Source organism: Streptomyces virginiae (assembly GCF_041432505.1).
GTDB classification, from domain to species: Bacteria; Actinomycetota; Actinomycetes; order Streptomycetales; family Streptomycetaceae; genus Streptomyces; species Streptomyces virginiae_A.
Genome location: NZ_CP107871.1, coordinates 1817501 through 1830135, shown reverse-complemented (window position 1 = coordinate 1830135; position 12635 = coordinate 1817501). Strand labels below are relative to the sequence as shown.

At 72.8% G+C, this 12635-nt stretch carries 13 protein-coding genes (1 of these 13 cut by a window edge); 5 read left to right on the top strand and 8 right to left on the bottom strand.

Annotation, left to right across the window (positions count from 1 at the left end; translation table 11 throughout):
• Positions 1 to 16: 16 nt before the first annotated feature.
• Positions 17 to 457, top strand: coding sequence for a DUF742 domain-containing protein (locus tag OG624_RS08595; RefSeq protein WP_371589778.1), 441 nt, complete (start codon positions 17 to 19; stop codon positions 455 to 457).
• Entirely contained in the window at positions 438 to 1064 is a 627-nt protein-coding gene (locus tag OG624_RS08590; RefSeq protein ID WP_030016310.1) for a GTP-binding protein, read from the top strand. The genes OG624_RS08595 and OG624_RS08590 overlap by 20 nt, the downstream gene beginning before the upstream one ends.
• Before the next feature lie 145 nt (positions 1065 to 1209).
• Here OG624_RS08590 and OG624_RS08585 read toward each other — a convergent pair whose 3' ends face one another.
• The 3 genes from OG624_RS08585 to OG624_RS08575 are packed head-to-tail and all read right to left on the bottom strand — an operon-like array spanning position 1210 to position 3267.
• A complete protein-coding gene (locus OG624_RS08585) occupies positions 1210 to 2400 on the bottom strand; it encodes a lipid-transfer protein (RefSeq protein WP_161292599.1) in 1191 nt (396 codons plus the stop codon).
• A complete protein-coding gene (locus OG624_RS08580; protein ID WP_371587450.1) occupies positions 2397 to 2864 on the bottom strand; it encodes a Zn-ribbon domain-containing OB-fold protein in 468 nt (155 codons plus the stop codon). Before OG624_RS08580 ends, OG624_RS08585 begins: the two co-directional genes overlap by 4 nt.
• Positions 2865 to 2898: 34 nt before the next feature.
• On the bottom strand, positions 2899 to 3267 hold the full coding sequence (locus tag OG624_RS08575; protein WP_033226206.1) for a DUF962 domain-containing protein: 369 nt from the start codon (positions 3265 to 3267) through the stop codon (positions 2899 to 2901).
• 188 nt (positions 3268 to 3455) lie between these two features.
• Here OG624_RS08575 and OG624_RS08570 point away from each other — a divergent pair, with 188 nt between their 5' ends.
• Complete coding sequence (locus tag OG624_RS08570; RefSeq protein WP_051763940.1) at positions 3456 to 3965, top strand: NUDIX domain-containing protein; 510 nt, start codon at positions 3456 to 3458, stop codon at positions 3963 to 3965.
• A gap of 91 nt (positions 3966 to 4056) precedes the next feature.
• On the opposite strand, the gene OG624_RS08565 is transcribed toward OG624_RS08570, so the two are convergent.
• The 4 genes from OG624_RS08565 to OG624_RS08550 form a co-directional block, all read right to left on the bottom strand.
• A complete protein-coding gene (locus OG624_RS08565) occupies positions 4057 to 4494 on the bottom strand; it encodes an SRPBCC family protein (RefSeq protein ID WP_033226209.1) in 438 nt (145 codons plus the stop codon).
• A gap of 28 nt (positions 4495 to 4522) precedes the next feature.
• Positions 4523 to 4867: an ArsR/SmtB family transcription factor gene (locus OG624_RS08560; RefSeq protein ID WP_033226210.1), complete on the bottom strand. Its 345-nt coding sequence runs from the start codon at positions 4865 to 4867 to the stop codon at positions 4523 to 4525.
• The gene (locus OG624_RS08555) at positions 4864 to 5346 is read right to left on the bottom strand and encodes an SRPBCC domain-containing protein (protein ID WP_237545612.1); all 483 of its coding nucleotides are present in this window, start codon (positions 5344 to 5346) and stop codon (positions 4864 to 4866) included. The genes OG624_RS08560 and OG624_RS08555 overlap by 4 nt, the downstream gene beginning before the upstream one ends.
• A 154-nt stretch (positions 5347 to 5500) precedes the next feature.
• Positions 5501 to 7849 (bottom strand): glycoside hydrolase family 31 protein, encoded by a 2349-nt coding sequence (locus OG624_RS08550; RefSeq protein ID WP_326747646.1) that lies wholly within the window; start codon positions 7847 to 7849, stop codon positions 5501 to 5503.
• Positions 7850 to 8070: 221 nt separating this feature from the next.
• Between OG624_RS08550 and OG624_RS08545 the strand changes: the two genes are divergently transcribed.
• Complete coding sequence (locus OG624_RS08545) at positions 8071 to 10047, top strand: acetoacetate--CoA ligase (RefSeq protein ID WP_326747645.1); 1977 nt, start codon at positions 8071 to 8073, stop codon at positions 10045 to 10047.
• Positions 10048 to 10110: 63 nt separating this feature from the next.
• The gene (locus OG624_RS08540; protein ID WP_371639285.1) at positions 10111 to 11070 is read left to right on the top strand and encodes a hypothetical protein; all 960 of its coding nucleotides are present in this window, start codon (positions 10111 to 10113) and stop codon (positions 11068 to 11070) included.
• Positions 11071 to 11158: 88 nt separating this feature from the next.
• Here the strand turns inward: OG624_RS08540 and ptsP are convergent, their stop codons facing one another.
• Positions 11159 to 12635, bottom strand: partial view of a phosphoenolpyruvate--protein phosphotransferase gene (gene ptsP, locus OG624_RS08535; RefSeq protein ID WP_371639284.1) — the 3' portion only. It continues 194 nt past the right edge of the window; 1477 of the gene's 1671 nt are visible here — the last part of the coding sequence; its start codon lies beyond the right edge, outside the window; its stop codon occupies positions 11159 to 11161.

The following is a 12635-nucleotide window of genomic DNA, read 5'->3' as shown; positions in this document are numbered from 1 at the left end:
GGACCACCCCACGGACATCCCCGCCGGTTTCCCCGTCGACCCGTCCTACCCCGACCCCGACCCCGACCAGCTGGACCCCGACCACGCGCACTGGTTCGACGACGACGCGGGGCCGGTCGTCCGCCCGTACGCCATGACGCGCGGCCGGACCAGCCACGCGGGCCAGCACCGACTCGACCTGATCGCGCTCGTCGTCGCCGAACCGGCGGCCGACGATCCGGTCTGGGACATGACCCTCTCCCCGGAACACGCCCACATCCTCGGGCTGTGCCGGGGCCGACCACAGTCGGTCGCCGAACTCGCGGCCGATCTCGACCTCGCGGTCGGGGTCGTCCGCGTCCTGATCGGCGACCTGGTCGATGAAGAACTGGTCCACGTGACCAGGCCGGTACCACCGGCAGAACTGCCCGATGAATCCATTCTGCGTGAGGTGATCGATGGCCTTCGGGCGCTTTAGCCGCACCGGTGCCATGCACGCGGTGTCGCCGGTCGAGCCGCTGACCTTGAAGATCTTGGTCGCGGGCGGCTTCGGGGTGGGCAAGACCACCCTGGTCAGTGCGGTGAGCGAAATCAGACCCCTGCGCACCGAGGAACGGCTCTCCGAGCCGGGCGTCGGTGTCGACGACACCGGGGGAGTGGAGGGCAAGAGCACCACCACCGTGGCCATGGACTTCGGGCGCATCACGCTCCGCGAGGACCTGGTGCTGTACCTGTTCGGCACGCCCGGGCAGGACCGCTTCTGGTTCCTGTGGGACGAGCTGGCGCAGGGTTCGCTCGGCGCCGTCGTCCTCGCGGACACCCGTCGCCTCGCCGACTGCTTCGCCGCCATCGACTACTTCGAGCGGCGCGCGATCCCGTTCGTCGTCGCGGTCAACTGCTTCGACGGAGCCGACCGGCACCCCGTGGTGACCGTACGGACGGCGCTGGACCTCGATCCCGGGGTGCCGGTACTGCTGTGCGACGCACGGGACCGGGAATCCGTGAAGGACGTGCTGGTGGGGGTCGTGGAACACGCGATGTCCCTGGCGCGCGAACGGCGCCGGAGCCTTTCGGCGGGAGCCTGACACGGAGGCGGCCCGTACCCCCGCCGACTGGGGTACGGGCCGCAGCTCTCACGGGGGGACCAGGGTCCCGGTCGCGGCGCGGGACTGTGGAGCGAGTGTGAACCTGCCGCCGGGGGTCGTCAAGCCTTCGGACGACACCGGTCGTTCAGCGCACGGCGACGACGGCCGACCCGTGGCCGAACAGCCCCTGGTTCGCGGTGATCCCGGCCCGCGCCCCCGGCACCTGCCGCTCCCCGGCCGTACCGCGCAACTGCCAGGTCAGCTCACACACCTGCGCGATCGCCTGCGCCGGCACCGCCTCCCCGAAGGAGGCCAGCCCGCCACTGGTGTTGACCGGGATCCGGCCGCCCAGCGCCGTCGCCCCCTCCCGTACGAGCTTCGCCCCCTCGCCCTCCCCGCACAGCCCGATGTCCTCGTACCACTCCAACTCCAGGGCGGTGGACAGGTCGTACACCTCCGCGAGCGAGAGGTCGTCCGGGCCGAGCCCCGCCTCCTCGTAGGCGGCGCGCGCGATCGAGGACCTGAAGGAGCCGGCCGCCGGCGCCACCGCCACCGCCGAATCGGTCGCAATGTCCGGCAGGTCCAGCACCGTACGCGGATAGGTGGGCGTCACGGTGGAGACGGCCCGGATCCGCACCGGATCGGCCACCCCGCGCGATCGCGCGAAGTCCATGCTCGTGAGGACCAGGGCCGCGCCCCCGTCGGAGGTGGCGCAGATGTCGAGCAGGCGGAGCGGATCCGCGACCACCGCCGAGGCGGCGACCTCCTCCGTGGTCACCCTCTTCCGGTAGCGGGCGTGCGGATTGAGCAGCCCGGCCGCCGCGTTCTTCACCTTGACCTGGGCGAAGTCCTCCAGGGTGTCCCCGTGGAGGGCCATCCGCCGCCGCGCGTAGAGCGCGAAGTAGGCCGGGTTGGTGGCGCCGAGCACGCGGAAGCGGAGCCAGTCCGGATCGTCGGGCCGGTCGCCGCCCGCCGGTGCGAAGAACCCCTTGGGCGCGGCGTCCGCGCCGACCACGAGCACCACGTCGGCCAGGCCCGCCAGGATCTGCGCGCGGGCGGCCCCGATGGCTTGGGCGCCGGACGCGCAGGCCGCGTAGACGCTGGTGACCCGCGCCCCCTGCCAGCCGAGGGCCTGGGCGAAGGTGGCGCCCGCCACGTAGCCCGGGTATCCGGAACGTACGGTGTCGGCGCCGACGATCGACTGCACCTGCGTCCAGTCCAGTCCGGCGTCGTCCAATGCCGCCCGCGCGGCGGCCCGCCCGTACTCGACGAAGCTGCGGCCCCATTTGCCCCAGGGGTGCATACCGGCCCCGAGGACGGCGATGTCGGCGCTCATTCGGCGCCTCCCACCGGCCGGAACCGCCAGGTGGTCCATACGGTCCCGGTGGCGCCAGGGTCCTCGTTCAGCACGCCCCCGACCACCTCGACCTCCATCCCGACCGCCAGATCGGCGACCCCCACCCCGGGCGCGGCCTGCCCGAGGACCACCATCCGCTCGGCCTCCAGCTCCACCGCGACCAGCGTGTACGGCTCCCAGGGCACGGCCGGGTCGGACACGTACGGCGCGGGCGGCCGGTAGCGCCCGTCGGTGTAGGACCAGACCCGGCCCCGCGAGGACAGCGGCACCTCGGCCAGCTCGCCGCCGCCGGGGCAGTGCGGATTGCGGCAGTAGGCGTCCTGGCGCGGGAAGAACACCGCGGTACAGGCCGAGCACCGGGTGCCGAGCAACCGGAAGCCCCCGCCGTCCGGCGCGTCCTCGGTGAACCACCCGCTCACGACGGGTGTGCGTGTGCGTGCCACGATGCCCCTCCCAGGTCAGCAATCTGACGGATCGTCAGGAGTCTGCCACGGGGGAACGGTCCTGACACGGGTTCTCGGCAAGCCACTTCCGCGCGATCTCGCCCAGCTCCGCGTCGCGGCCGGCGAGCATCATCCGGATCATCTGCGCGTCCCCGCGCAGGGACCACGCGGGATGCCCGAAGGTGGCCGGATTGTTCCCCTCGATCAGGAAGTGCGCGGGCCAGGCGGTCCCGTACCCGATCAGGGGGAGTGCGGCGAGGTAGCGCCTACGGCCGCGGGCCAGCCCGTAGGCGGTCACCGCCAGACCGGTGAGGGTGCCGGTGAGATGGACCCACCGGGTGGCGGCGCGCGAGTGCATCGCGACGTAGTACGGCCAGAATTCCTCGTACGAGGTGAAAGTCATGCGGGCACGGTACTCACGGCCGGGTGACGGCGACAGCGGTGGGGAGGTCGCGATCCACAGCGGTCGCGGCGGGCGGCGCGGGTCCCGCGGCGGGTCTTGATGCGGGTCCAGGTGGGAGCCCGGGTGGGGTCCCGGGTGGGGTCCCGCAACCGCCGCCGTCCACACCCCCCTTGGCATACGATCGCCGGATGTCGGCACACCTGAAGGACTCGCACTGCTCCACCTGCGGAGCGCCGTACTCCACCCCTGAGTGGCCCCGCACCTGCGCGGCCTGCGGGGCGACCGCCTACCGCAACCCGCTTCCGGTGGCCGTCACCCTCCTCCCCGTCGAGGACGCGGACGGCACCGGCCTCGTGGTCATCACCCGCACCATCGAACCGGCCCTCGGCGGCGTCGCCCTCCCCGGTGGATTCATCGACTTCGGCGAGGACTGGCGCGACGCGGTCGTCCGTGAGCTCTTCGAGGAGACCGGCATCACGGCCCCCGCCTCGGAGGTCGTGCTGGCCGACGCCCTGAGTTCCCCGGCGGGCCATCTCCTCCTGTTCGGCCTCCTCCCGGCCCGCCCGGCAGCGGACCTCCCCGTATCGAAGCCGACGGACGAGACCACGGGCTGGCACATCCTGCGCACCCCGTCGACGCTGGCCTTCCCCCTCCACACCCAGGCGGCCGCGTCCTGGTTCGCGGGCACGTACGCCTGAGCCCGGAGCCGCCCGGAGCCGCCCGGACGCGGTGGGTCGGACCGGTCTCGGCCGGTCCGACCCACCACGTCCGGGTCCCGCGGGAGGGGCGTCAGTGCCAGTCGCTGATCTGCACGTCGCGCGGATGCGGCGCGCCGGAGCCCGTCTCCACCAGGGACTTCAAGCTCATCAGGAAGATCGCCCACTTGGTGCTGCAGTGGTTCATGAACGCGACCGGTTCCCGCCAGCCCGCGTGCGCGAACATGAGGATCGTCCACTCGCCTTCCTGGGTCAGGTCGAAACTCACCGTCGTCCCGACCCACTCGGCCGGACCGTCGACGACCTCCCACAGCACCCGTTCGTTCGGCCGCAGGTCGAGCACCTTCATGTCGAAGCCGCCGACGTCGCCGAACCGGAACTCCAGGACGCCGTCGCCGGACCCGCTCGTGTCGGTCGTCCACCACGCGGCCAGGCCCTCGACCGTGGTGAGCGCTTCGTACACCTTCTCCGGGGTCGCGGTGATCCCTACCCGGTGCAGGATGTCCACCATCTCGCTCTCCTCCTTCTCCGTCTTCGTGTCACTGCTCCGCGTTCTTGGCCCGTTGGATCGCTTCGGCGAGGTTCTTGACCCGCCGCAGGCGGGCGTCCCACAGCTCGCCGACGGAGTTCAGCTGCGCCACGGCACGGGCCAGCTGCGCCTCGTCCACCTGGTAGCGCTTCTCCCGTCCCGCCGGCGCGGACCGGACCAGACCGACCCGGTCGAGCACGGCCAGGTGTTTGGTCACGGCCTGCCGGGTCACGGGCAGGTGCGCGCTGAGCGTCGTCGCCGTCCCCTGACCGTCGGCCAGCAGGAGGTCGATCATGCGGCGCCGGGTCGGGTCGCCTATCGCGGACCAGAGGTCGTCGTCGACGGCGGTGCTCATCGCGTGGCCGCCAGCCGGTCGGCCGTCGCGACCAGGCGCGGCAGGTAGAAGTCCCAGCCCTGCCGGTGGTCGTTGTAGTGGGCTTCGAGCACGGCGGCCTCCCAACCCCGCTCGCGGTAGCCGCTCTCGCGGAAGCGGACCGTGGTCCCCTTCTCCGTGGGGACGAGCTCGAAGGTCACCAGCAGGGAGTTGCCCGGACCCGCCGCCTCCGTCTCCGTCTCGTCGTAGGTCCAGCGGAACGAGAACATCCGCGGCGGGTCGGCCTCCACGACCGTGAACGGCGAGGACTGCTGCCGACCGGTGTCCTCGTCGGTCCATGTGAGCCGGGCCGTCGCGCCCGCGACCGGCTCGAACGCGGTCTCGGCGCTCCACCACTCCCGGATGTGCTCGGGGCTGCTGAGCACCTCGAACACCACCTCGGGCGAGGCGTCGATGTGCAGCTCGCGCTCGATGCTCCCGTACTCCATGGCCGTCTCCATCTTTCGCAACCTTCGGTTGCATATAAAGCTAGTCCACCTCCGGCAGATGTGCAACCGATGGTTGCGTATCCGTCGGAGGTGGCAACGGAGCTCCGCCCCCTCACGACCACCGGGGCCCGCGCACCCGCATCGCTGCCGGGCCCCGCGTGCCTACCTACAGCCCCCGTACGGCGACCCCCTCCACCCGGTTCCCCGCCTCGTCCTCCACCACCACCGCGTCCCCCACCCACCGCACCGTGTACCGCTCCACCTCACCCGGCTCGAAGCCCGGCCCCGGATCGCGGATCACCACCCCGCCTCCCGTACGCCCCCGCGCCGGCGCCCAGACCTCCAGCTCCACCCCGCCACCGGAGCCCGCACGCACCGGCAGTACGGACCCCGCCCGCGCCAGCACCGGGATCCGGCCCTGCGGCGCGTCCAGCAGGATCTGGCCCGGCCCCTCGTAGGCCGCCCCCGTCGCCGTGTCGTACCAGCGCCCCCGCGGCAGTCGTACCGCCCGCCGGTCCGCCCCGCACTCCAGCACCGGCGCCACCAACAGCGCGTCACCCAGCAGGAAGGTGTCCTCGCAGTCCCGCAACTGCCGCTCCTCCGGCGACCCCCACCACAGCGGCCGCACGTACGGGGCACCCGTCCGCCGCGCCAGATGCGCCAACGTCACGAAGTACGGCCGCAGCCGCTCCCGCTCCGCCATCACAGCCGCGGCCTGCTCCGCCACCTCCGGCCCGAACTCCCACGGCTCCCGCCGCCCCGCCCAGATCGCCGAGTGCGTCCGGAACAGCGGCAGATAGGCGCCCAGTTGCAGCCACCGCACGTACAACTCCGGCGACGGCGACCCCCCGAACCCGCCGACGTCCGGACCCGAGTACGGCACCCCGCACAACCCGAGCCCCAGCACCAGCGCCAGCGAGGCCCGCAGCCCCTCCCAGCTCGACTCCACATCCCCCGACCACGTGCCCCCGTACCGCTGCATCCCCGCCCACCCCGACCGCGAGAACAGGAACGGCCGCTCGTCGGGGCGCAGTCGCACCAGCCCCTCCCACCCCGCCCGCGCCATCCCCAGCGCGTACACGTTGTGCCCCTCGCGATGGTCACCGCCCGCCCCGTCCAGCGCGTGCCGCGCCGACCTCGGCAGCGTCGAGTCACCGAACGGCGCGAAGGACACCGGCTCGTTCATGTCGTGCCAGAAACCGGCGAAGCCCTGCTTGAGCCGCTCCTCGTACAGCCCGCCCCACCACTCCCGCACCGCCGGATCCGTGAAATCCGGGTACGCGCACTCGCCCGGCCACACCTCACCGCGCACCTCCGCGCCCCGCGCGTCCCGGACGAAGGCCCCGCCCGACCCCACCGACAGCCCCGACGCGTGCACCCCGTCGCCCGCCTTCACCGCCGGGTCCACGATCGACACGAGCCGCACCCCGATGTCCCCCAACTCCCGTGCCAACCCCGGCAGATCGGGGAATTTCTCCGCATCCACCGTGAACACCCGGTGCCCGTCGTAGTGGTCGATGTCCAGGTGTACGGCCGACAGCGCGAGCCCGCGCGACGCGTACCCCGCCACCACCCGCCGCACCTCCTCCGCGCTCCCGAACCCCCACCGCGCGTGCTGGTACCCCAGCGCCCACTCCGGCGGCACCGCCGCCGCGCCCGTCAGCCCCGACCACCCCTGCAGCACCCGCGCCGGCGTCCCCACCAGCACCCAACACCGCAGCGGCCCGCCCTCCATCCGCAGCTCGCTCGCCCCCGGCCGGTCCGCCCCCGAACCCGCGCCCTCCTCACCCTCCCGCAGGACCACCCGCCCGTCCCACGAGTTGTCGTGGAACACCAGATGCGTCCCCGCGTCCGCGACCACCATCTGTACCGGCATCGTCAGGTACAGCGGATCGACCCCCGGCCCGAAGCCCCCCTTCGGATCGGTGTTCCACAGCCGGTACGCCCCGTCCCGCAGCCGCGGCCCCGCGGCCCGCCCGCCCAACCCGAAGAACCGCGCGTCCGCCGGCACCTCGCTGCGCTGCAGCCACCGCGCCGCGCCCATCCGCGGATCCACCGGCTCCCACCACCGCGGCGGCGCCTCCCGCCGCAACACCGTCCCGCCCGGCGTCCGCACCTCCAGCGCCCCGTGCCGCGACACCGCCACCGTCACCCGCTCCGACACCACCCGCCGGCCGCCCCCGGTGTCCGGCTCCAGCACGGCCCGCGGATCCGGTTCGGGGCCCTCGCCCACCACCGCGTACGACGGCGTCGGCCCGGCCCCGTCCCAACTCCAGAACACCGCGCCGCCCACCATCACCTGCACCAGCAGCTCGGAGCGCGCGAACCGCAGCACGCCCCCGCCCGGACGAGCCTCCGTACCCATCAGTAACCCCGGTACGCGCGCCCGCTCCGCGCCCCGGCGTGGCAGCCCCACCGCGTCCGAGCGCCGATGGCGCCAGGCCGAGCGCCAGGCGCGCCGACCGCGCTCCGTACCGATGTCCTTCACCGCACGTACCAGATCACGACCGTTCATGCCGCTCACCCTGCCACCGGCCCCCGGCCGAGGGGACGGCGTTCAACTGTCGTTCACCCGGCAGCGGCACCCCCGAGTCGATCACCCGACCCGCCAGGACAGCCCTGGTGCAGCGGACGATCACATGGCATGGTCCCTGTGAGCCGCCGCGCCCACACCCCCGCGCGACGGCACCGTACGCACACGAAGCGCGAGCCGCAGACTTGACCGGGAGCCGACCCATGACCTCAGCCACGCAGCCGGAACCTCTCTGGGCGCCGGGCCCCGACCGGATCGCCGCGGCCCGGATCACCGCCTTCCAGGCCTGGGCCGCCGAGCGCCACGGAGCCCCGGCCGACGGCGGCTACCCCGCCCTGCACCGCTGGTCCGTCGACGAACTCGACACCTTCTGGCAGGCCGTCGCCGAGTGGTTCGACGTCCGCTTCACCACCCCGTACGAGTCCGTCCTCGCCGACCGCTCCATGCCCGGCGCACGCTGGTTCACCGGCGCCACCCTCAACTACGCCGAGCACGCCCTGCGCGCCGCCGAGGACCCGGCACGCGCCGCCGAGCCCGCCCTGCTGTACGTCGACGAGACCCACGAGGTCGTCCCCGTCAGCTGGGCCGAGCTGCGCCGCCAGGTCGGCTCGCTCACCGCCGAACTGCGCGCCCTCGGCGTCCGCCCCGGCGACCGCATCAGCGGCTACCTCCCCAACATCCCCCAGGCCGCGGTCGCCCTCCTCGCCACCGCCGCCGTCGGCGGGGTCTGGACCTCCTGCGCCCCCGACTTCGGCGCCCGCAGCGTCCTCGACCGCTTCCAGCAGGTCGAGCCGGTCGTCCTGTTCACCGTCGACGGCTACCGCTACGGCGGCAAGGAGCACGACCGCCGCGAGACCGTCGCCGAACTCCGCGCGGACCTCCCGTCCCTGCGCGCCGTCGTCCACATCCCGCTCCTCGGCACACCCGCCCCCGCCGGCGCCCTCGAATGGTCCGCCCTGACCTCGGGCGACACCGAGCCCGTCTTCGAGCCCGTCCCCTTCGACCACCCGCTCTGGGTGCTCTACTCCTCCGGCACGACCGGCCTCCCCAAGGCCATCGTCCAGTCCCAGGGCGGCATCCTCCTCGAACACCTCAAGCAGCTCGGCCTGCACTGCGACCTCGGCCCCGAGGACCGGTTCTTCTGGTACACCTCCACCGGCTGGATGATGTGGAACTTCCTCGTCTCCGGCCTGCTCACGGGCACCACCGTCGTCCTCTACGACGGCAGCCCCGGCTACCCCGACACGGGCGCCCAGTGGCGCATCGCCGAGCGGACGAAGGCCACCCTCTACGGCACCTCCGCCGCCTACGTCATGGCCTGCCGCAAGGCCGAGGTCCACCCGTCCCGCGACTTCGACCTCTCCGCCGTGAAGTGCGTGGCCACCACCGGCTCCCCGCTCCCGCCCGACGGCTTCCGCTGGCTCCACGACGAGGTCGCCGAAGACCTCTGGATCGCCTCCGTCAGCGGCGGCACCGACGTGTGCAGCTGCTTCGCGGGCGCCGTCCCCACCCTCCCGGTGCACATCGGCGAACTCCAGGCCGCCTGCCTCGGAACGGACCTCCAGGCCTGGGACCCCTCCGGCAAGCCCGTCATCGGCGAGGTCGGCGAGCTCGTCGTCACCAACCCCATGCCGTCCATGCCGATCCACTTCTGGAACGACCCCGACGGCAGCCGCTACCGCGACAGCTACTTCGAGATGTTCCCGGGCGTCTGGCGCCACGGCGACTGGATCACCATCACCGACCACGGCTCGGTGATCATCCACGGCCGCTCCGACTCCACCCTCAACCGGCAGGGCGTCCGAATGGGCTCCGCCGATATCTACGAAGCCGTCGAACGCCTCCCCGAGATCAAGGAATCCCTGGTCATCGGCCTGGAGGAGCCGAACGGCGGCTACTGGATGCCGCTCTTCGTCCACCTCGCCCCCGGCGCGACCCTCGACGACGACCTGCGCGCCCGGATCAAGGCGACCATCCGCGAGGAACTCTCCCCGCGCCACGTCCCCGACGAGATCATGGAAGTCCCCGGCATCCCGCACACCCTCACCGGCAAGCGCATCGAGGTCCCGGTCAAGCGCCTCCTGCAGGGCACCCCCCTCGCCAAGGCGGTCAACCCGGGCTCCGTCGACAACCTCGACCTCCTCCCGTTCTACGAGGAGCTGGCCCGTACCCGCGGCTGAGGCCACTGTCAGTGGCGATGATTACTCTGAGTGAGCAATCGATTGCGACACTCAGGGGGAGTCATGCCACGCAAGAACGACACCGGTACGAACACGGGCACGCGCACCGGCACGAACGCCGGCACGAGCACGCGCACGCACCGGACCCGCACCGCCGACCGGCGCCGCCTGCTGCGCCGTGAGGTCCCCGGCACCGTCGGCCTCCTGGCCGACGCCGGGGACTTCGCGGCCATGCGCGGCTACCGCAGCTTCACCTTCGACGACCACCAGGACTACCTCCACCACGTGGACGGCCTGCTCAGGTCCCTCGCCGCCCAGGGCATCCACACCACCGTCGCCCTGTTCGACCCCGAGGAGTACGCCGAGTTCTGCGGGGAGACCGGCCTCGACCCGGACACCGTCGAAGCCCGCGCCCGCTTCACCGCCGAGCTCGCCGGCAGCGGCGCTCTGCTGCCCTACGAGGGTCAGCCGATCGACGAGCTCGTCCCGCTCCTCGTCGACGAGGCCGTCCGCCAGGCCACCTGGGAGTACGCCACCGGGGTCCTCGCCGAGGTCGGCCACTGCGCCGACTGCGGCGAGGACATCGGCCACGCCTCCTTCGACCGGGCCACCGACGCGCTCAAACGCCTCGTGGCCGGCGCCGGACCCGGCCACCACCACTTCGTCTGCAGCATCCCGACCGAGGCGCAACAACTCGTGGCCGTCCTGCACGCCGACACCACCGACGACCCCGACGCACCGCCGCGCGTCGACGCCCGGGAAGGCCTCGACTTCGTGACGGTCCTCGCCGCCGGACTCGCCCTCGGCGGCCCCGGAGGACTGGTGGTACGCACCACCGGTCAGGGCGGACGGGACCGGGTCCACGGCTGGCGCCTGGACCGCGGCCGGCTCACCGTCCTGTCGGCCGCCGCCGTCTTCAACGCCTACTGCACCGACGCCGACACCGGAGACCCCGTCGCCCCCGAATCGGGCGTCGAATACTGCCCGGGCTACGAGGTGGACGCACCCGGACCGCACCACTGACCGCACCACCGACCGGGCCGGGACGCACCGAGGGGCCCTCGCCACCGGCGAAGGCCCCTCGAAACGAACACCGCGATCCGGTTACCGGCTACTCGCCGGACAGCACCGCCTGAGCGGCCTTACGGGCCTCCTCGGCGGTGTCCGACGCGCGAGCCGCCGCCGCGGCCCGCTCGCACTGGGCCAGCGTGTACTTGGCGAGCGTCGCCCGCACATAGGGGATCGAAGCGGCACCCATCGAAAGAGAGGTGACACCCAGACCGGTCAGCACACAGGCCAGCAGCGGATCGGAAGCGGCCTCGCCACACACACCGCAGCTCTTGCCCTCCGCCCTGGCGGCGTCCGCCGACATGGCGATCAGGTCGAGGAGCGCCGGCTGCCACGGATCCTGCAGCCGCGAGACGGCGCCGACCTGACGGTCGGCGGCGAAGGCGTACTGGGCCAGGTCGTTCGTGCCCAGCGACAGGAACTCGACCTCCTGGAGGATCGAGCGCGCCCGCAGCGCGGCGGAGGGGATCTCCACCATCGCCCCGAACTTCGCCTTCAGACCGGCCTCACGGCACGCGTCCGCGAAGGCCTTGGCGTCGATCCGGTCGGCGACCATCGGGGCCATGACCTCGAGGTGGACCGGCAGCCCCTGGGCCGCCTTGGCCAGCGCGGTCAGCTGCGTACGCAGCACGTCCGGGTGGTCCAGCAGCGAGCGCAGTCCGCGCACACCCAACGCGGGATTGGGCTCGTCGCCCGGCGTCAGGAAGTCCAGCGGCTTGTCGGCGCCGGCATCGAGCACCCGCACCACGACCCGGCCCTCGGGGAAGGCTTCGAGCACCTTGCGGTAGGACTCGAACTGCTTGTCCTCGGACGGCGCCTTCTTGCTGTCGTCCAGGAACAGGAACTCGGTGCGGAACAGACCCACACCCTCCGCCCCGGCCTCGACGGCCGCCGGCACGTCCGCGGGACCGCCGACGTTGGCCAGCAGCGGCACCTTGTGACCGTCGGAGGTCGCACCCGGACCGGACGAGGCGGCCAGAGCCGCCCTGCGCTCGGCGGCCGCGGCCTCCAGCTCGGCCCGCTTCTGCGGCGACGGGTCCACGAACAGGTCACCGGTGCTGCCGTCCACCGCGATCATGGTGCCCTCGGCGATCTCACCGGCACCCGGCAGTGCCACGATCGCCGGCACGCCCAGCGCCCGCGCGAGGATGGCGCTGTGGCTGGTCGGCCCGCCCTCCTCGGTCACGAAACCGAGGACGAGCGCCGGGTCGAGCAGCGCCGTGTCGGCGGGAGCCAGGTCCCGTGCGATCAGCACGTACGGCTCGTCGCTGTCGGGCACACCCGGCATCGGCACACCCAGCAGCCGCGCCACGATCCGGTTGCGTACGTCGTCCAGGTCGGCCACCCGACCGGCCATGTACTCGCCGGCCCCCGCGAGCAGGACACGGTATGCGGCGAACGCGTCGTACACACCGCGCTCCGCGGTGCTGCCGACGGCGATCCGCCGGACGACGTCCGCCATCAGCTCGGGGTCCTCGGCGATCATCGCCTGGGCCTCGAGCACGTGCTGGGCCTCGCCA

Coding starts and splice junctions, on each gene's coding strand:
- OG624_RS08590 (WP_030016310.1), top strand. CDS start 438: ATGGCCTTCGGGCGCTTTAGCCGCACCGGTGCCATGCACGCGGTGTCG.
- OG624_RS08585 (WP_161292599.1), bottom strand. CDS start 2,400: ATGAGCGCCGACATCGCCGTCCTCGGGGCCGGTATGCACCCCTGGGGC.
- OG624_RS08575 (WP_033226206.1), bottom strand. CDS start 3,267: ATGACTTTCACCTCGTACGAGGAATTCTGGCCGTACTACGTCGCGATG.
- OG624_RS08570 (WP_051763940.1), top strand. CDS start 3,456: ATGTCGGCACACCTGAAGGACTCGCACTGCTCCACCTGCGGAGCGCCG.
- OG624_RS08565 (WP_033226209.1), bottom strand. CDS start 4,494: ATGGTGGACATCCTGCACCGGGTAGGGATCACCGCGACCCCGGAGAAG.
- OG624_RS08560 (WP_033226210.1), bottom strand. CDS start 4,867: ATGAGCACCGCCGTCGACGACGACCTCTGGTCCGCGATAGGCGACCCG.
- OG624_RS08555 (WP_237545612.1), bottom strand. CDS start 5,346: ATGGAGACGGCCATGGAGTACGGGAGCATCGAGCGCGAGCTGCACATC.
- OG624_RS08550 (WP_326747646.1), bottom strand. CDS start 7,849: ATGAACGGTCGTGATCTGGTACGTGCGGTGAAGGACATCGGTACGGAG.
- OG624_RS08545 (WP_326747645.1), top strand. CDS start 8,071: ATGACCTCAGCCACGCAGCCGGAACCTCTCTGGGCGCCGGGCCCCGAC.
- OG624_RS08540 (WP_371639285.1), top strand. CDS start 10,111: ATGCCACGCAAGAACGACACCGGTACGAACACGGGCACGCGCACCGGC.